Consider the following 17,391-nt stretch of genomic DNA (forward strand, 5'->3'; position numbering starts at 1 on the left):
CGGGCCAGTGCCTGAGTGTATTAGCTCTGGCCGGCAAAGGCTCGTTCCAGTTCGGCGATGTCGAGCTTTTTCATTTGCAGCATCGCTTGCATCGCGCGCTGGGACTTGTGCGTATCGGGGTCTTGCATCATGTGCATCAGCGCGATCGGCACGATCTGCCATGACACGCCGAATTTATCCTTGAGCCAACCACATTGCTGCGCCTGCACAGGCCCACCGGCGGACAGGTTGCCCCAGAAGTGGTCGACTTCCTCCTGATTCTGACAATTGACCTGGAACGACACCGCTTCGTTGAAGGTGAACACTGGCCCGCCATTGAGACCGGTGAAGGTCTGGCCATCAAGCTCGAAGCTGACCGTCATCACCGAACCTTCCGGGCGGCCGTGGATTTCCTGACCGGCCTTGCCGTAATGGGTGATGGCGGTGATTTTCGAGTGATCGAAGATCGAGCAATAGAATTTCGCCGCCGTTTCGGCCTGATCGTCAAACCACAGGCAGGGCGTGATTTTTGGAAAGCGTTGCATGGCGGTTGTCCTCGGCAGGTTGAACACACTGGATTATCAGATTAGCCAGTCCGCAGTAGACGGGTGGCGCCGTAGATCGACAAGTCCGTAGCAGCTGCCGAGCTGTGCGAGGCTGCTGCTACGGGACGGGAGCGACCGGTGGTCGATGAACATGGCTTGTGGGTCAAATTGCGCTTAGCTGTAGGGATGACCCAAGGCGCCGCGTAGGTATTTCGCTGCCACAGCGGCGCCCCTTCAGAACACCGTGAGTCTGAGGAAATCAGCCATGCTGACCCTGAATATCAATGGCAAGGACCAGGAACTGGATGTCCCCGCGGACATGCCGTTGCTCTGGGTTCTGCGCGATGTCGCGCACCTGACGGGCACCAAATTCGGTTGCGGCATGGCCCAGTGTGGCGCCTGCACCGTCCACGTCGACGGCGCGCCGCTGCGCTCTTGCATCACGCCCGCCACGGCGGTGGCCCACGGGCAGAAAATTCTCACCATCGAAGGCCTGTCCAGCGACGGCTCGCACCCGGTGCAACAGGCCTGGGCCGAACTCGATGTGGTTCAGTGCGGTTATTGCCAGTCCGGGCAGATCATGTCGGCGGCCGCGTTGCTGGCGAAGATCCCCAAGCCTACCGACAGCGACATCGACCAGGCGCTGTCCGGCAACATTTGCCGCTGCGGCACCTACCCAAGAATCCGCGCCGCGGTCAAACGCGCCGCCGAGATCGGGTGAGGCGACGTTGAAGCCACGTTGAAGGGAGTCTGAGCAATGAACAGCATCAACCCTGTTTCGCGTCGCGGTTTTCTCAAGGGCAGTGCCGTGTTGGGAGGCGGTCTGGTGGTGGCGTTTGTCATTCCTGGCGGCCATCGCTTCGCCTTCGGTGCCGAGAATCAAGGAGAGGTGTTCGCGCCCAATGCCTTTTTACGCATCGGCAACGACAACAGCGTCACTGTGCTGCTCGGCCATTCGGAAATGGGCCAGGGCATCTGGACCGGCCTGACCATGTTGATCGCCGAAGAACTGGACGCCGATTGGTCGAAAATACGCGTCGAACACGCGCCAGCCTCGGCCGCCGAGTATGGCCTGCCGGCGTTTGGCGGGATGCAAATCACCGGCGGTTCGACCTCGACCTGGATGGAGTTCGATCGCTATCGTCAGGCCGGCGCAGCGGCGCGCTTGATGCTGATCGACGCGGCAGCCAAGCGATTCGACATGGCGCCTTCGCAGATTCGCACTGAATCGGGCGTGGTCATTGCCGGCGACAAACGCGCCACTTACGGAGAACTGGCGGATGACGCCGGCAAGTTGCCGGTACCGGATCCAGCCTCGATCAAGTTCAAGGAAGCCAAGGACTGGAAGGTCATCGGCAAACCCACCAAGCGCCTCGATACCCCGGAGAAAATCACCGGGCAGGCCAAGTTCGGCATGGACGTGCAATTCGACGGGCTCATGACTGCGGTGGTCGCTCGGCCGCCAGTGTTCGGTGGCAGCGTCAAATCCTTCGAAGGCGCCGAGGCGCTGGCGGTGCCTGGCGTGCACAAAGTGGTGCAGGTGCCCACGGGGGTCGCGGTGATTGCCGATCATTATTGGGCGGCGAAGCTGGGGCGCGATGCGTTGAAGGTCGTATGGGAACCGGGGCCGAACGCCGGGCTCGACAGCCAGCAACTGTTGGAAAGCTTCCGTAAACTCGCCGCCACCCCCGGCACCTCGGTCAGCCAGGCCGGGGACGCGACGGTGATGTTGGGCAGGGCGGCGAAGACTATCGAGGCCGAATACAGCGTGCCGTACCTGGCCCACGCGCCGATGGAACCGCTCAATTGCACGGTGAAAATCACCAAGGACAAATGCGAAATCTGGACCGGCACGCAGTTCCAGACCCTGGATCAGATGATTGCGGGGAAGATCACCGGGCTCAAACCCGAACAGGTCGAGATCCACACCCAATTCCTCGGTGGCGGCTTCGGGCGTCGGGCCAACCCGACCTCGGATTTTGTCAGCGAGGCGGTGTACGTCGCCAAAGCGGCAGGCGAACCGGTGAAAACCGTCTGGTCCCGAGAGGATGACATTCGCGGCGGTTACTATCGCTCGGCATTCCTGCATCAGGCACGCATCGGGCTGGACGCCGACGGTATGCCGATCGCCTGGAAGCATATGCTGGTCGGGCAGTCGATCATGGCCGGCACGTCGTTCGAGGCGACCATGGTCAAGGACGGTGTCGACAAAACCTCCGTCGAAGGTGTGGCCGACAGTCCTTATTTTGAGGGGCTGGCCAATCACCTGATCGACCTGCATTCCCCGCAAACAGGCATCAGCGTGCTGTGGTTGCGGTCGGTGGGGCATACCCATACGGCATTCGTCATGGAGTCGTTGATCGATGAGCTGGCAGAGGCGGCCGGCAAGGATCCGGTGGAATACCGACGAACCTTGCTCAAGGCGCATCCACGGCATCTGGGGGTGCTGAATCTGGCGGTGGAGAAAGCCGACTGGAAAGCGCCGTTGCCGGACGGCCACGCATTGGGCGTGGCGGTGCATGAGTCTTTCGGCAGCTACGTCGCCCATGTGGCGGAGGTGTCGCAGGACAACCTGGCGATTCGCGTACACCGGGTGGTGTGTGCGGTGGATTGCGGCATTGCGGTCAACCCGCAGAGCATCGCCGCGCAGATGGAGTCAGGCATCACCTTCGGTCTCGGATTTACCTTGCACAGCAAACTGACGTTCAAGAACGGCCAGGTGCAGCAATCCAATTTTCACGACTATCAGGTGTTGCGCCTGAACGAAATGCCCGTGGTCGAAGTGCATATCGTCCCCAGCACCGACAAACCCGGCGGCATCGGCGAGGTTGGTGTACCGCCCGTGGCGCCGGCCGTGGCGAACGCGGTGTTTGCCCTGACCGGGCAGCGTCTGCGGGAACTGCCGCTGCAATTGTCAGGGGTGTGACATGAAACGACATTTGTTGCTGGGCGCGGTGGTGTTGATCGGGCTGACTGGCTATGCCTCGGACCTGTTCGCTGATGAAAAAGAGGCGCTGAAGGCATTTGACACGGTACAGAAGGTGTTCCAGAGCCCGCGCTGTCAGAACTGCCATATCCCCGGCGATTCGCCTTTACAGTTCGACGCCGGCAATCCTCACGCGATGAGGGTGGTTCGCGGGATGGATGGCAAAGGGGCGGCCGGTCTGCCGTGTGCCAGTTGCCATGCCGACAGCAATCCGCCCGCCAGTTATGGGCCTCACACACCGCCTGGAGCGCCGCATTGGAGCCTGCCGCCAGCCGCGCACAAAATGGCCTGGATCGGCCTGCCGCCCGACAGGTTGTGCGCAATGATCAAGGATCGTTCCAGTAATGGCGATCGTGATTTTGCGGCACTGATCAAACATGTCAGCGAGGACAAACTGGTGCTCTGGGGCTGGCATCCAGGTGAGGGACGGACGCCGGTGCCGGTGCCCCACGACATTTTCGTCACCCAGTTCAAACTCTGGGCGGACGCTGGAGGGCCGTGTCCGGTGGCGGGTAGCTGACCAGCGGCGCGTTTATAGGGAGTCAAACCGGGTGTGAACGACTCTAACGTTTATATCCATCAAGGGAGTGAGTAATGCTAACCCCAGAAAAACCGCTCAAACCCGGCGTGGGCACGCCGAACGTCCTCGACGGCGCCGTGCAGGACCGCGATGTACTGCGCGACCTGGCGCGCAAGGCCGAGCAAGAACTGATGGGCGTGCAGATGGCGAGCATGGATGAGTTGACGCTGCTGTCCAATCGTCATGGCTTCGAGGCTCTGGCCCAATTGGCGCTGGAGGCTTGTCGGCAGTTGGGCCAACCTGCAACCCTGTTGTTTTTCGACCTTGACGACTTCAAGCGCATCAACCGGTTGTATGGGCGTGCCGAGGGCGACAACGCCCTGAAAACCTTTGCCGACGTGCTGCGCATCGCTTTTCGTGAAAGCGATGTGATCGGTCGGCTGGGCAGCGATGAGTTTGCTGCCTTGTTGACCGGCGCCAACACGGTGGAGATTGCCGCGATCAGGGCGCGCCTCGAAGAAATACTCGATGAGCGTAATGCCACGGTGCATCGTGGCTATGACATTCGCTTCAGTGTCGGGCAGATCGAGTTTGATGCTCAGCTAACCCAAACGGCGCAAGATCTGCTGGCTCTGGTCGATAAGGCGTTGCGTGCCCGACAGTTCGAAGCTCGTCATTCTTGAATGGCGCCTTGCAAAACCGCTGCAACGTGCTCGGCCGTTCGTAACAGCCGACCATCCTCTCTGAACCTTCCGATCATCTGTAGCCCGACAGGCAACATGGCTTGGCCGGGCCTCAGCGGTATGTTCAGTTGCGGCCAGCCAAACGCCCCCCAGAACTTGATGAAATCCGACGGTCCGGTGCTTTCCAGGCCGACCGGCGCGACCATCCCGCAAGAGGCGCCGAGCATGGCGTCGAAGGGGCGGCAAAGCTCGCTCAAGCGTGGGGCAAGATCAGCCAGGCGCGCCTTGGCAGCGGATTCCTGTTGCCAGGTTGTGGTCGCCGCCCGCTCGAACATGGCCAGGGTCGAAGGGCTCAATTGTGTTCGGTGTTGTTGAAACTCCTTTGCCAGCGAGCGGGCACCTTCGCAATCGTTAATCAACTGATGATCGTCGAACACACCGGCAAACTCATCCGGCAGCCGTACGTCGCTCACGTGATGGCCGGCGCTGCGCAACTGATCCACCGCCTGTTCCAGGGCAAGGACCACGTCGGGGTCCACTTGATCCCAGCGCGACGTGCGGCAGAACCCCAAGTGCAGCGGACGCCGCTCGATGTCCGGCACCACGAACCCGGGAATCAACACGCGCGCTACCAGGTGCAGGTCGCGCACTGACTGGCCATACCAACCCACGGTGTCGAAGCTCGGCGCCAACGGTTTTACCCCTTCCAGCGACACCAGGCCCAGCGACGGTTTGAAAGCGAAGAGGCCGCAGTAGGATGCCGGCTTGAGCAACGAGCCAGCGGTCTGGGTGCCCAGCGCCAGGGCAAAGAACCCTGCAGCCATCCCGGCCGCCGAGCCCGCGCTGGAGCTGCCCGGCGTTCGCGTAAGGTCGTGGGGATTGCGGGTTGGACCGGTGTGCATGTACGCAAACTCGGTGGTATGGGTCTTGCCCATGATCAGCGCCCCGGCCTGGCGCAGCAGCGTCACGACGTGGGCGTCCCGGGAGGGTTGATGGTCGGTATAGATGGGTGAATAGAACTGCGTGGGGTGGGTCGCAGTGTCGAAAATGTCCTTGATACCCACGGGGACGCCGGCCAGCAGACCCTGGCCGTTGTGCTGCGCCGCATCGGCGCGGACCTGCCGGGCGTCGAACGAGACAAAAGCCTGGATATCCGGCTCTTGCGCCTGAATGCGTTGAAGAAAGGTTTCGACGACGATGGCAGCGGTGGTCTCGCCATTGACCACCGCTTCACTGAGGGTGGTGGCGTCAAGGGGCAGGCGGATCATTTGGCGAACAACTGATTGATATTTTTGAACGCCTTGAACTCCAGAGCATTGCCGCAGGGATCGAAAAGAAACATCGTGGCTTGTTCGCCCACCAATCCCTGAAACCGGATGCCCGGCTCGATCACGAAGTGTGTACCCAGGGCTTTCAGGCGTTCGGCCAGCGCCTCCCATTCTTCCATCGGCAATACCACACCGAAATGCGGCACCGGTACGTCGTGGCCGTCCACGGCGTTGGTATGGGCGGCTTCCTGAGAAGCGTTTTTCGGGGCCAGATGAATCACCAGTTGATGGCCGAAAAAGTTGAAATCGACCCAGTGATCGCTGGAGCGACCTTCTTCCAGGCCGAACACCTCACCATAGAAACGCCGGGTAGCGTCCAGATCGTAAACCGGGATGGCCAAATGAAAAGGGGACAGTTGCATCGGATGTGCCTCGACGGGTTGAGCGTTGAGGCTGAGTTTAGTCCTGTGCTTTTTGATTGAAAGACGATAATTTTTGCAGCGAGCTCAAATTATTTCGATCAATTGGGGGGCGTATGCTGCGGGAACTGAAAACCTTCATTGCCGTGACGCGCCATGGCACGTTCGCAGCGGCAGGCATGCACATCGGCCTGACTCAGTCGGCGGTCAGCGCGCAGATCCGCAATCTGGAGCAGGCGTTGGGCATCCGTCTGTTCGATCGCACCGGGCGTCAGGCACTCCTCAATGCCGCAGGGCAGCGAGCGTTGCCGATGGCTCAGGAAATGCTCGAGATCTTCGGTCGCATGGCCGTCAGTGATGACATCAGCGAGTTTCGTGGCGAATTGAAGATCGGCGCGGTGGCCACCGTCCAGACCGGTTTGTTGCCACGGGCGCTGTTGCGACTCAGGCAACAGGCGCCGTTGCTGGAGGCGAAACTGGTTCCGGGGGTATCCCTGAACCTGCTGAGCCAGGTGGACACTGGCGAAGTGGACCTGGCGATTCTGATCAAGCCGCCGTTTGAATTGCCCAAGGAATTATCAGTGCAAGTCATTCGCCGGGAGCCGTTTGTGCTGATCGTACCGGCCGACCTTGAGGGGGATGACCCGCTGCAGCTACTCGACAGCCATCCCCACGTACGCTACGACCGCAATTCATTCGGTGGGCGATTGGTGACACGTTTTTTGCGCGAGCAGCAGATTGATGTACAGGTGGCTCTGGAGCTGGATGAGCTGGAAGCCATTGTCAAGATGGTGGAGTGCGGGCTGGGTGTTTCGCTATTACCCGAGGCGGGGCTGTGGCTTGAGCATGGGGCGAAGGTCAGGATCATCCCGCTGGGAGAGCTGACGTTCTACCGGGAGATCGTGCTGTTGCAGCGTTATAGCCAGCGTACACAGCCGATCCAGCAGTTGTTTGCTCAGTGTTTGTTGTGAAGATCTTTTGAATTTGAGGGCACAAAAAACCCGCCTGAAGAGGCGGGTTTTTTAACGGCTAACCGAAGATCACTCTTCGATGTTGCCCATGGCGGTGGTGTTGAAGCCGCCGTCTACGTACATGATTTCGCCGCTGATGCCGGACGCCAGGTCCGAGCACAGGAAGGCGCCGGCGTTGCCGACTTCTTCGATGGTGACGTTACGACGCAGCGGGGTTTGCGCTTCGTTGGCGGCCAGCATTTTGCGGAAGTTCTTGATGCCGGAAGCGGCGAGGGTGCGGATCGGGCCAGCCGATACGCAGTTGACGCGGGTGCCGTCCGGGCCCAGGGAGCCGGCCAGGTAACGTACGCCAGCTTCCAGGGAAGCCTTGGCCATGCCCATTACGTTGTAGTTCGGCATGGTGCGCTCGGCGCCCAGGTACGACAGGGTCAGCAGGCTGCCATTGCGGCCTTTCATCATTTCGCGACCAGCCTTGGCCAGGGCCACGAAGCTGTAGGCGCTGATGTCGTGAGCGATGCGGAAACCTTCACGGGTGGTGGCTTCGGTGAAGTCGCCGTCCAGTTGGTCGCCCGGGGCGAAGCCGACGGAGTGCACGATGCAGTCCAGGCCGTCCCACTTCTTGCTCAACTCTTCGAAGACCTTGGCGATTTCGGCATCGCTGGCCACGTCGCACGGGAAGCACAGCTCAGGGCTCGAACCCCAGCCCTGTGCGAATTCTTCGACACGACCCTTGAGTTTGTCGTTCTGATAAGTGAAGGCAAGCTCAGCGCCCTCGCGATGCATGGCGGCAGCGATGCCGGATGCGATGGACAGCTTACTGGCGACACCGACGATCAGTACGCGCTTACCGGCGAGAAAACCCATGTGTTGCTCCTCTCTTTCAGGTTTATTGCGCAGTGGCTGGTGCCAGAAAAGCGGCTTCCAGCAACTGCTGTGTATACGGATGTTGGGGGGCGGCAAAGATACTTTGCGCGTCTCCCTGTTCGACCACTTGGCCATGCTTGACCACCATCAGCTGGTGGCTCAGCGCTTTGACGACAGCCAGGTCATGGCTGATAAACAGATACGTCAGGTTGTACTTGGTTTGCAGTGAACGTAGCAGCTCCACCACTTGGCGTTGCACGGTGCGGTCGAGGGCCGAAGTCGGCTCGTCCAGCAGAATCAACGCCGGTTTTAGCACTAAAGCCCGGGCAATGGCGATTCTCTGCCGCTGCCCACCGGAAAATTCATGGGGGTAGCGGTGCCGGGTTTCCGGGTCCAGGCCTACCTCCTTGAGTGCCGCAATAATCGCTTGTTCCTGCTCGGCCTCGGTGCCCATCTTGTGGATCCGCAGGCCTTCGCCGACGATCTGGCTCACGCACATCCGTGGGCTCAGGCTGCCGAAAGGGTCCTGGAACACCACCTGCATTTCCCGCCGCAGCGGCCGAACCTGTTGCTGCGTCAGGCAGTCTAGCTGCTTGCCTTCAAAACGGATTGCCCCTTTGCTGCCGATCAGCCGCAAAATCGCCAAACCGAGCGTCGACTTGCCGGAACCGCTTTCTCCCACAATCCCCAGGGTCTGTCCCTGGGGCAGGCTGAAATTGATGCCGTCCACCGCCTTGATGTGGTCGACGGTCTTTTTCAGAAAGCCTTTCTTGATCGGGAACCAGACTTTCAGGTCCTCGACCTGCAGCAAGGGCGGGCCAATTACATTGGTCGCAGGCTTGCCGCTGGGCTCCGCTGCCAGCAGTTCCCGGGTGTACGGATGCTGCGGCGCGCGGAACAATTCTTCGCACGATGCCTGTTCGACGATGCAACCGCGCTGCATGACACATACGCGATGCGCAATTCTTCGTACAAGGTTCAAATCGTGACTGATCAGTAACAGCGCCATGCCCAGGCGGGCCTGCAATTCCTTGAGCAATTCGAGGATTTTCAGCTGAACAGTCACGTCCAGAGCGGTGGTCGGTTCGTCGGCGATCAGCAGTTCCGGCTCGTTGGCCAGGGCCATGGCGATCATGACCCGCTGGCGCTGGCCACCGGACAATTCGTGGGGCAGGGCCTTGAGACGCTTCTCGGGTTCCGGGATGCCGACCATCTCCAGCAGCTCCAGCGTGCGCCTGGTCGCGACTTTGCCGGTCAGGCCCTTGTGGATGCCCAATACCTCGTTGATCTGCTTCTCGATCGAGTGCAGTGGGTTGAGCGAGGTCATCGGCTCTTGAAAGATCATCGCGATCCGGTTGCCGCGGATGTGGCGGATGGTTTTCTCTTTCAGCTCCAACAAGTTCCGGTCGGAATAGGTGATGGTGCCGGACGGATGCCGGGCCAGCGGATAGGGCAGCAGCCGCAGGATCGAGTGGGCGGTCACCGACTTGCCGGAGCCGCTTTCACCCACCAGCGCCAGGGTTTCGCCGCGCTTGATGTCGAAGCTGACGCCTTCGACCACCCGCTGAACGTGCTCGCCAACGACAAATTCGACGGCCAGGTCGCGCACTTCGATCAGATTGTCCTGATTCATTTCACTTCCTCGGGTCGAAGGCATCGCGAGCGGACTCGCCGATGAATACCAGCAGACTCAACATCAACGCCAGCACCGCAAACGCACTCATACCGAGCCACGGCGCTTGCAGGTTGGATTTGCCCTGGGCCACCAACTCACCCAGCGACGGGGCGCCCGGCGGCAAACCGAAGCCGAGGAAGTCGAGGGCGGTCAGCGTGCCGATGGCGCCGGTCAGGATGAACGGCATGAAGGTCATGGTCGAGACCATGGCGTTGGGCAAAATGTGGCGGAACATGATCGCACCATTCTGCATGCCCAGCGCCCGGGCCGCGCGCACGTACTCCAGATTCCGACCGCGCAGGAACTCCGCGCGCACCACATCCACCAGGCTCATCCACGAAAACAGCAACATGATCCCCAGCAGCCACCAGAAGTTCGGCTGCACGAAACTGGCGAGGATGATCAGCAGGTACAGCACCGGCAGCCCGGACCAGATCTCCAGGAAACGCTGCCCGGCCAGGTCGACCCAGCCGCCATAAAAGCCCTGCAAGGCGCCGGCGATCACGCCGATGATCGAGCTGAGGATGGTCAGCGTCAAAGCGAACAGCACCGAAATCCGGAAACCGTAAATCACCCGGGCCAACACGTCGCGGCCCTGGTCATCGGTGCCCAGCAGGTTGTCGGCGGACGGCGGCGCGGGGGCCGGGACTTTCAGGTCGTAGTTGATGCTCTGGTAGCTGTAGGGGATCGGCGCCCACACCACCCAGGCGTCCTTGGCCTTGAGCAGTTCGCGGATGTACGGGCTCTTATAGTTGGCTTCCAGCGGGAATTCGCCGCCGAACGCGGTTTCCGGATAGCGCTTGAGCGCCGGGAAGTACCAGGCGTTGTCGTAATGCACCACCAGCGGTTTGTCGTTGGCGATCAGCTCGGCGCCGAGGCTTGCGCCGAACAGAATCAGAAACAGCCACAACGACCACCAACCTCGCTTGTTGGCCTTGAACAGCTCGAAACGTCGGCGATTGAGAGGGGACAGGTTCATCTCAATGCTCCCGGCTTTCGAAGTCGATGCGCGGATCGACAAGGGTGTACGTGAGGTCGCCGATCAGCTTGAGCACCAGCCCCAGCAGCGTGAAGATGAACAGCGTGCCGAAGACGATCGGGTAGTCGCGGTTGATCGCTGCTTCGAAACTCATCAGGCCGAGGCCGTCGAGGGAGAAGATCACTTCCACCAGCAATGAGCCGGTGAAGAAGATCCCGATGAGCGCTGAAGGGAAGCCGGCGATCACCAACAGCATCGCGTTGCGAAACACGTGGCCGTAGAGCACGCGGTGACGGGTCAGGCCCTTGGCTTTGGCGGTGACCACGTATTGCTTGTTGATTTCGTCGAGGAAGCTGTTTTTGGTCAGCAGCGTCATGGTCGCGAAGTGGCCGATCACCAGTGCAGTGACCGGCAGAGCCAGGTGCCAGAAATAATCGAGGATCTTGCCGCCGGTGCTGAGCTCATCAAAGTTGTTCGAGGTCAGGCCCCGTAGCGGGAACCAGTCGAAATAGCTGCCGCCGGCGAACACCACAATCAGCAGGATGGCGAACAGGAACGCCGGGATCGCGTAACCGACGATGATCGCCGAACTGGTCCACACATCGAAGTGGCTGCCGTGGCGTGTCGCCTTGGCGATCCCCAGCGGGATCGACACCAGGTACATGATCAGCGTGCTCCACAGCCCGAGGGAGATCGACACCGGCATCTTTTCCTTGATCAGGTCGATGACCTTGGCGTCGCGGAAGAAGCTGTCGCCGAAATCCAGGGTGGCGTAGTTCTTGATCATGATCCACAAGCGTTCCGGCGCCGATTTGTCGAAGCCGTACATGTGCTCGATTTCCTTGACCAGCGCCGGGTCCAGGCCCTGGGCGCCGCGATAGGCGGAACCTGCCACCGACACTTCGGCTCCGCCGCCGGCAATGCGGCTGGTGGCGCCTTCGAAGCCTTCGAGTTTGGCGATCATCTGTTCCACCGGCCCACCGGGGGCGGCCTGGATGATCACGAAGTTGATCAGCAAAATGCCAAACAGGGTCGGGATGATCAGCAGCAGTCGCCGAAAAATATACGCCAGCATCTGATTACTCCGTGCCCGCAGGGTCGGCTTGCAGTTTTGTTTCGACTTCTATCGCAGGTGTCGCGTCGGGTTTGACCCACCAGGTATTGATGCCGATGTCATATTTGGGTGAAACCTTCGGGTGGCCGATGTGGTTCCAGTACGCCACGCGCCAGGTCTTGATGTGCCAGTTGGGGATCACGTAATAGCCCCATTGCAGCACCCGGTCCAGCGCCCGGGCGTGGGCCACCAGGCTTTTGCGCGAATCGGCGTTGATCAGTTGCTCGACCAGTTGGTCCACTACTGGGTCTTTAAGGCCCATGGAGTTGCGGCTGCCGGGTTTGTCGGCGGCGGCAGTCATCCAGAACTCGCGCTGTTCGTTACCCGGTGAGTTGGATTGCGGGAAACTGCCGACGATCATGTCGAAGTCCCGGGAGCGTACGCGGTTGATGTATTGCGAGACGTCGACCCGACGGATCACCAGATCGATGCCCAGGTCGCTGAGGTTGCGCTTGAACGGCAGCAGCACCCGCTCGAACTCGGTCTGGGCCAGCAGGAACTCGATGGTCACCGGTTTGCCGGTGGCGTCGACCATCTTGTCGTCGACGATCCGCCAGCCGGCCTCTTGCAGCAGTTGATAGGCTTTGCGCTGCTGGGTGCGGATCATGCCGCTGGCGTCGGTCAGCGGGTTCTGGAACGCCTCGCTGAACACTTGCTCGGGAATCTTGCCGCGGAACGGGTCGAGAATCGCCAGTTGATCGGCGTCCGGCAGGCCGGTGGCGGCCATTTCCGAGTTTTCGAAGTAACTGCGGGTACGCACGTAGGCGCCGTTGAACAGTTGCTTGTTAGTCCACTCGAAGTCCAGCAACAGGGTCAGCGCCTGGCGCACGCGCACATCCTGGAACACCGGACGACGCAGGTTGAACACGAAGCCTTGCATGCCGGTGGGGTTGCCGTTGGGGATTTTTTCCTTGATCAGCCGCCCTTCGGTCACCGCCGGAATGTTGTAGGCCTTGGCCCAGTTTTTCGCGGATATTTCCAGCCAGTAGTCGAACTGGCCGGCCTTGAGTGCTTCCAGTGCGACGGTGTTGTCGCGGTAATAGTCAGTGGTCATCACATCGAAGTTGTAGAACCCGCGATTGACCGGCAGGTCCTTGCCCCAGTAATCCTTGACCCGTTCATAGCGCACCGAACGCCCGGCCTTCACTTCGCTGACTTTGTACGGGCCGCTGCCCAGCGGCAGTTCCAGGTTGCCCTTGTTGAAGTCGCGGGTGGCCCACCAATGCTTGGGCAATACCGGCAATTGGCCGAGGATCAGCGGCAGTTCGCGGTTGTTGGTGTGCTTGAACTTGAACAGCACGGTGAGCGGGTCTTCGGCGATCGCTTCTTCCACGTCGCTGTAATAGCCGCGGTAGAGCGGGGCGCCGTCCTTGATCAGGGTCTGGAAGCTGAACACCACGTCTTCGGCGCGCACCGGGTGGCCGTCGTGGAAACGTGCTTCGGGGCGCAGATAGAAGCGCACCCAGGTGTTGTCCGGGGCTTTTTCGATTTTGCCTGCGATCAAGCCATATTGAGTGAACGGCTCATCGAGACCCTGTTTGGCCAGGGTGTCGTAGATCATGCTGATGTCGTCGGCCGGCACGCCTTTGCTGATGAACGGATTGAGGCTGTCGAAGCCACCGAACCCGGCCTGACGGAAGATTCCGCCCTTCGGCGCGTCGGGGTTTACGTAATCGAAGTGCTTGAAGTCGGCCGGGTATTTCGGCGGCTCGTTGTACAGGGTCAAGGCGTGTTGCGGGGCGGCGCAGGCCAGCCCGGCGAACAACAGACCGCTGGCCTGCAAGAGCAGGGCGCGTAAGGGAGTCATTGATCTTTCTCCGAAGATTTCAGCCACCAAGCGCTCAGGCCCAGGGTGTAGGGCGGCGTGGTGACGAAGGCGAACCGGTTGCGGTAGGCCAAGCGGTGATAATTGAGGTACCAGTTGGGAATGATGTAGTGCTGCCATAGCAGCACCCGGTCGAGCGCCTTGCCGGCGGCGACTTGTTCATCCCGGGTCTGGGCGCCGAGCAGTTGTTCGAGCAAATGGTCGACCACCGGGTCGGCGATGCCTGCGTAGTTCTTGCTGCCCTTGATCCCGACCTGGCTGGAGTGGAAGTACTGCCATTGTTCCAGGCCCGGGCTGAGGGTCTGGTTGAGGGTCATCAGGATCATGTCGAAATCGAATTGATCGAGGCGCTGTTTGTACTGGGCGCGATCGACCGTGCGCAGCCGTGCGTCGATACCGATGCTGGCGAGGTTCTCGACGTAGGGCTGAAGGATCCGCTCCAGGTTCGGGTTGACCAGCAGGATCTCGAAGCGTAGCGGTTGGCCGATGCTGTTCTGCAGCCGCTGGCCATTGAGCTTCCAGCCGGCTTCGGCGAGCAGGCCCAAGGCCTTGCGCATGGTTTCGCGCGGAATGCCGCGGCCTTCGGTTTGCGGCAGGCTGAACGGCTCGGTGAGCAGCTTGGCGGGCAACTGATCGCGATAGGGCTTGAGCAACAGCCACTCGTGGCCGACCGGCAGTCCCGTGGCAGAGAACTCGCTGTTGGGGTAGTAACTCATGGCGCGTGTGTAGGCGCCGCTGAACAGTGTGCGGTTGGTCCACTCGAAATCGAACATCAGCCCCAGCGCTTCACGGACCTTGATCTGGGCGAAGGTCGACCGCCGAGTGTTCATGAACAGGCCCTGGCTCTGGGTCGGGATCTGGTGCGGGATCTGCGCCTTGATCACCTCGCCACGGCGCACGGCCGGGAAGTCGTAGCCGTTGTCCCAGTTTTTCGCCTGATGCTCGATGTAGATGTCGAACTCGCCGGCCTTGAACGCTTCGAAGGCCACGTCGCTGTCACGGTAGAACTCGACTTCCATGCGATCGACGTTGTATTTGCCGCGATTGACCGGCAGGTCCTTGCCCCAGTAATCCTTGACCCGTTCGAAGACGATCTGCCGCCCGGGGGTTACCGAAGTGATGCGATACGGCCCACTGCCCAATGGCGGCTCGAAGGTGGTGGCCTTGAAGTCGCGATCTTTCCAGTAATGCTGGGGCAACACCGGCAACTCGCCCAGGCGCAGGATCAGCAACGGATTACCGGAGCGCTTGAAGACGAAGCGAATGCGCTGCGGGTTGAGGATGTCGACCCGCGACACTTCCTGCAGGTTGGTGCGGTATTGCGGATGACCTTCCTTGAGCAGCAGACGGTAAGAAAACGCGACATCGTAAGCGGTGATCGGCGTGCCATCGTGGAAGCGCGCTTCGGGGCGCAGGTTGAACACCACCCAGCTGCGGTCTTCGCTGTATTCCACCGATTGGGCGATCAGGCCATAACTGGACGTCGGCTCATCGCCCGACGGCGCGTACTGGCCGGTGCCGACCATCAGCGGTTCGTTGAGTTCGTTGATGCCGTATTGCAGGAAGTTGGCCGTGGAAACCGGGCTCGAACCTTTGAAGGTGTAAGGGTTGAGCGTATCGAAGGTGCCAAACGCCATCACCCGCAACGTACCGCCCTTGGGCGCTTGCGGGTTGACCCAGTCGAAGTGGGTAAATCTGGCCGGGTACTTGAGCGTGCCGAACTGCGCATAACCGTGGCTTTCGCTGATCGTCGCGCTTGCGGGGGAGCTCAAGGCCAGGCTGATCAGGAGCAGTAGGAGGGGACGCTTCAAGTCAGAGATCCGATCCAGGCGGCTTGGGCTTTGTGGGCCGTACAGTAACAGCTTGTATCGACAGGAAAAAGACGGGGGCTTAATGCATTGTTAACCGCTGCCTCGATAGCCCTGCGGATCGCAGAGCCTGTGGCGAGGGAGCTTGCTCCCGCTGGGTCGCGAAGCAGCCCCAAAACCTGAAATCCGGTAACTTCTGACACGCCGCGTACTTGGGTTTACGACTGCTTCGCAGCCGAGCGGGAGCAAGCTCCCTCGCCACAAAAGCCCCTAGGCAGGGCGTGCTGTTTAATGCGGGGAAGAAACCGTCAGCATCTGACCCGGTTTCAGCGCCTGGCCTACCCGAGGGTTCCAGCGCTTGAGGTGTTGCATTTCGACATTGAAACGTTTGGCAACCATGTACAACGAGTCGCCTTGCTGGACCTTGTACTGGGTCTGCGGTTTCTGTTTGTCTGACTTGCCGCTGGTTTTGCTGTTCGCCGCCACGACAGTGTTGATGCGACCGCCGCTGCGCTTGGTGGTGTCCTGCATCACAAGGGTCTGGCCGACCTTGATGTTCTTGCCGTTCAGCTTGTTCCAGCGTTGCAGGTCCTTGACGTCGACCTTGTTGGCCCTGGCAATGGAGGCCAGATTTTCTCCGCGCTTGACCCGGTAGGCGCGCTTGATGCTGGCGATTTCGCTGTCGTCGGCACCTTCGAACACCGGCTTGAGCGGCCGCTGGCTGATCAGCTCTTCAGGACGCATGGTCGACAGGCTGGCAGTCAGCAGTTGCGCCTTGGACGTCGGCACCAGCAGATGCTGGGGGCCGTCGATGGTGGTGCGTTGCTTGAAGGCCGGGTTGAGCTGGAACAGTTCGTCTTCGTCGATGTTGGCCACCGCGGCAACCTTGGACAGGTCCATGCGCTGGTTGATTTCGACGACCTGGAAGTACGGTTCGTTGGCGATCGACTTGAGGTTCACGCCATAGGCATCGGGCGCCAAGACCACTTGCGACAGCGCCAGCAGCTTCGGCACATAGGCCTGGGTTTCCGCTGGCAGCGGCAGGTTCCAATAATCGGTTGGAAGGCCGAGCTTCTCGTTGCGCTCGATGGCCCGGCTGACCGTGCCTTCGCCGGCGTTGTAGGCCGCCAGGGCCAATAGCCAGTCACCGTTGAACATGTCGTGCAGGCGGGTCAGGTAATCCATGGCCGCGGTGGTCGAGGCAGTGATATCGCGACGGCCATCATAGAAGCGGGTTTGACGCAGGTTGAAGTAACGCCCGGTGGAAGGAATGAATTGCCAAAGGCCCACCGCGTCGGCCCGGGAATAGGCCATCGGGTTGTAGGCGCTTTCAATCACTGGCAACAGCGCCAGTTCCAGCGGCATGTTGCGCTCTTCAAGGCGTTCGACGATGTAGTGAATGTAGAGGCTGCCGCGTTCGCCGGCGTTTTCGAGGAAGGACGGGTTGCTGGCGAACCACAGGCGCTGCTGCTCGATGCGCGGGTTGACGCCCAGGTTGTCCTGCAACTGGAAGCCCTGGCGCATGCGCTCCCAGACGTCCTGGGGAACTTGCGGTGTTGGTTTTTCGCTGAGCCAGATTGGTTTTTGCTTGGCTCGCGCTGCGATATTCGGTGTGTGTGTCGCTTCGGTCTGCGGCACATGGCTTGAACAGCCCGCCAAAGTGGCGGACACAGCCACCGCGATGGCTTGAGCCAAGCGGGTCAATGCGTCTGAATTGGTGGCTTTACGAATAGGTGACGACATTGGCTGGAAGTA

General features: G+C 60.6%; 15 protein-coding genes. 5 read left to right on the forward strand and 10 right to left on the reverse strand.

The window, feature by feature from the left end:
• Positions 1–20 precede the first annotated feature (20 nt).
• On the reverse strand, positions 21–524 hold the full coding sequence (locus tag F475_RS07035; protein WP_018929635.1) for a VOC family protein: 504 nt from the start codon (positions 522–524) through the stop codon (positions 21–23).
• 265 nt (positions 525–789) lie between these two features.
• Between F475_RS07035 and F475_RS07040 the strand changes: the two genes are divergently transcribed.
• From F475_RS07040 to F475_RS07055, 4 genes are all read left to right on the forward strand, one after another.
• Positions 790–1,245 (forward strand): (2Fe-2S)-binding protein, encoded by a 456-nt coding sequence (locus F475_RS07040; RefSeq protein WP_007937751.1) that lies wholly within the window; start codon positions 790–792, stop codon positions 1,243–1,245.
• Positions 1,246–1,281: 36 nt separating this feature from the next.
• Positions 1,282–3,450, forward strand: coding sequence for a xanthine dehydrogenase family protein molybdopterin-binding subunit (locus tag F475_RS07045; protein WP_111453534.1), 2,169 nt, complete (start codon positions 1,282–1,284; stop codon positions 3,448–3,450).
• A gap of 1 nt (position 3,451) precedes the next feature.
• Positions 3,452–4,030: a hypothetical protein gene (locus F475_RS07050; RefSeq protein ID WP_111453535.1), complete on the forward strand. Its 579-nt coding sequence runs from the start codon at positions 3,452–3,454 to the stop codon at positions 4,028–4,030.
• Positions 4,031–4,104: 74 nt separating this feature from the next.
• On the forward strand, positions 4,105–4,713 hold the full coding sequence (locus F475_RS07055) for a GGDEF domain-containing protein (RefSeq protein WP_064618228.1): 609 nt from the start codon (positions 4,105–4,107) through the stop codon (positions 4,711–4,713).
• Here the strand turns inward: F475_RS07055 and F475_RS07060 are convergent.
• Positions 4,704–5,981, reverse strand: coding sequence for an amidase (locus tag F475_RS07060; RefSeq protein ID WP_111453536.1), 1,278 nt, complete (start codon positions 5,979–5,981; stop codon positions 4,704–4,706). The two genes, F475_RS07055 and F475_RS07060, sit on opposite strands and share 10 nt — an antisense overlap.
• Complete coding sequence (locus F475_RS07065; protein ID WP_019579332.1) at positions 5,978–6,403, reverse strand: VOC family protein; 426 nt, start codon at positions 6,401–6,403, stop codon at positions 5,978–5,980. The genes F475_RS07060 and F475_RS07065 overlap by 4 nt, the downstream gene beginning before the upstream one ends.
• Positions 6,404–6,516: 113 nt before the next feature.
• Between F475_RS07065 and F475_RS07070 the strand changes: the two genes are divergently transcribed.
• Positions 6,517–7,371, forward strand: a complete 855-nt coding sequence (locus tag F475_RS07070) for a LysR family transcriptional regulator (RefSeq protein WP_111453537.1) — start codon at positions 6,517–6,519, stop codon at positions 7,369–7,371.
• 69 nt (positions 7,372–7,440) lie between these two features.
• Here the strand turns inward: F475_RS07070 and fabI are convergent, their stop codons facing one another.
• From fabI to F475_RS07105, 7 genes are all read right to left on the reverse strand, one after another.
• Positions 7,441–8,235, reverse strand: a complete 795-nt coding sequence (gene fabI / locus F475_RS07075) for an enoyl-ACP reductase FabI (RefSeq protein WP_007937760.1) — start codon at positions 8,233–8,235, stop codon at positions 7,441–7,443.
• Positions 8,236–8,257: 22 nt separating this feature from the next.
• A complete protein-coding gene (locus F475_RS07080) occupies positions 8,258–9,868 on the reverse strand; it encodes an ABC transporter ATP-binding protein (protein WP_018929627.1) in 1,611 nt (536 codons plus the stop codon).
• Between the two features lies 1 nt (position 9,869).
• The gene (locus F475_RS07085; protein WP_007906755.1) at positions 9,870–10,889 is read right to left on the reverse strand and encodes an ABC transporter permease; all 1,020 of its coding nucleotides are present in this window, start codon (positions 10,887–10,889) and stop codon (positions 9,870–9,872) included.
• A 1-nt stretch (position 10,890) separates the two neighbouring features.
• Positions 10,891–11,964: a microcin C ABC transporter permease YejB gene (locus F475_RS07090; protein ID WP_018929626.1), complete on the reverse strand. Its 1,074-nt coding sequence runs from the start codon at positions 11,962–11,964 to the stop codon at positions 10,891–10,893.
• 4 nt (positions 11,965–11,968) lie between these two features.
• A complete protein-coding gene (locus F475_RS07095) occupies positions 11,969–13,810 on the reverse strand; it encodes an extracellular solute-binding protein (protein ID WP_111453538.1) in 1,842 nt (613 codons plus the stop codon).
• Positions 13,807–15,639, reverse strand: a complete 1,833-nt coding sequence (locus F475_RS07100; RefSeq protein WP_018929624.1) for an extracellular solute-binding protein — start codon at positions 15,637–15,639, stop codon at positions 13,807–13,809. Before F475_RS07100 ends, F475_RS07095 begins: the two co-directional genes overlap by 4 nt.
• Positions 15,640–15,924: 285 nt before the next feature.
• Positions 15,925–17,379, reverse strand: coding sequence for a transglycosylase SLT domain-containing protein (locus F475_RS07105; RefSeq protein ID WP_111453539.1), 1,455 nt, complete (start codon positions 17,377–17,379; stop codon positions 15,925–15,927).
• Between the last annotated feature and the right edge of the window lie 12 nt (positions 17,380–17,391).

Origin of the sequence: Pseudomonas sp. URMO17WK12:I6, from assembly GCF_003253625.1 — a bacterium.
Classification (GTDB): domain Bacteria; phylum Pseudomonadota; class Gammaproteobacteria; order Pseudomonadales; family Pseudomonadaceae; genus Aquipseudomonas.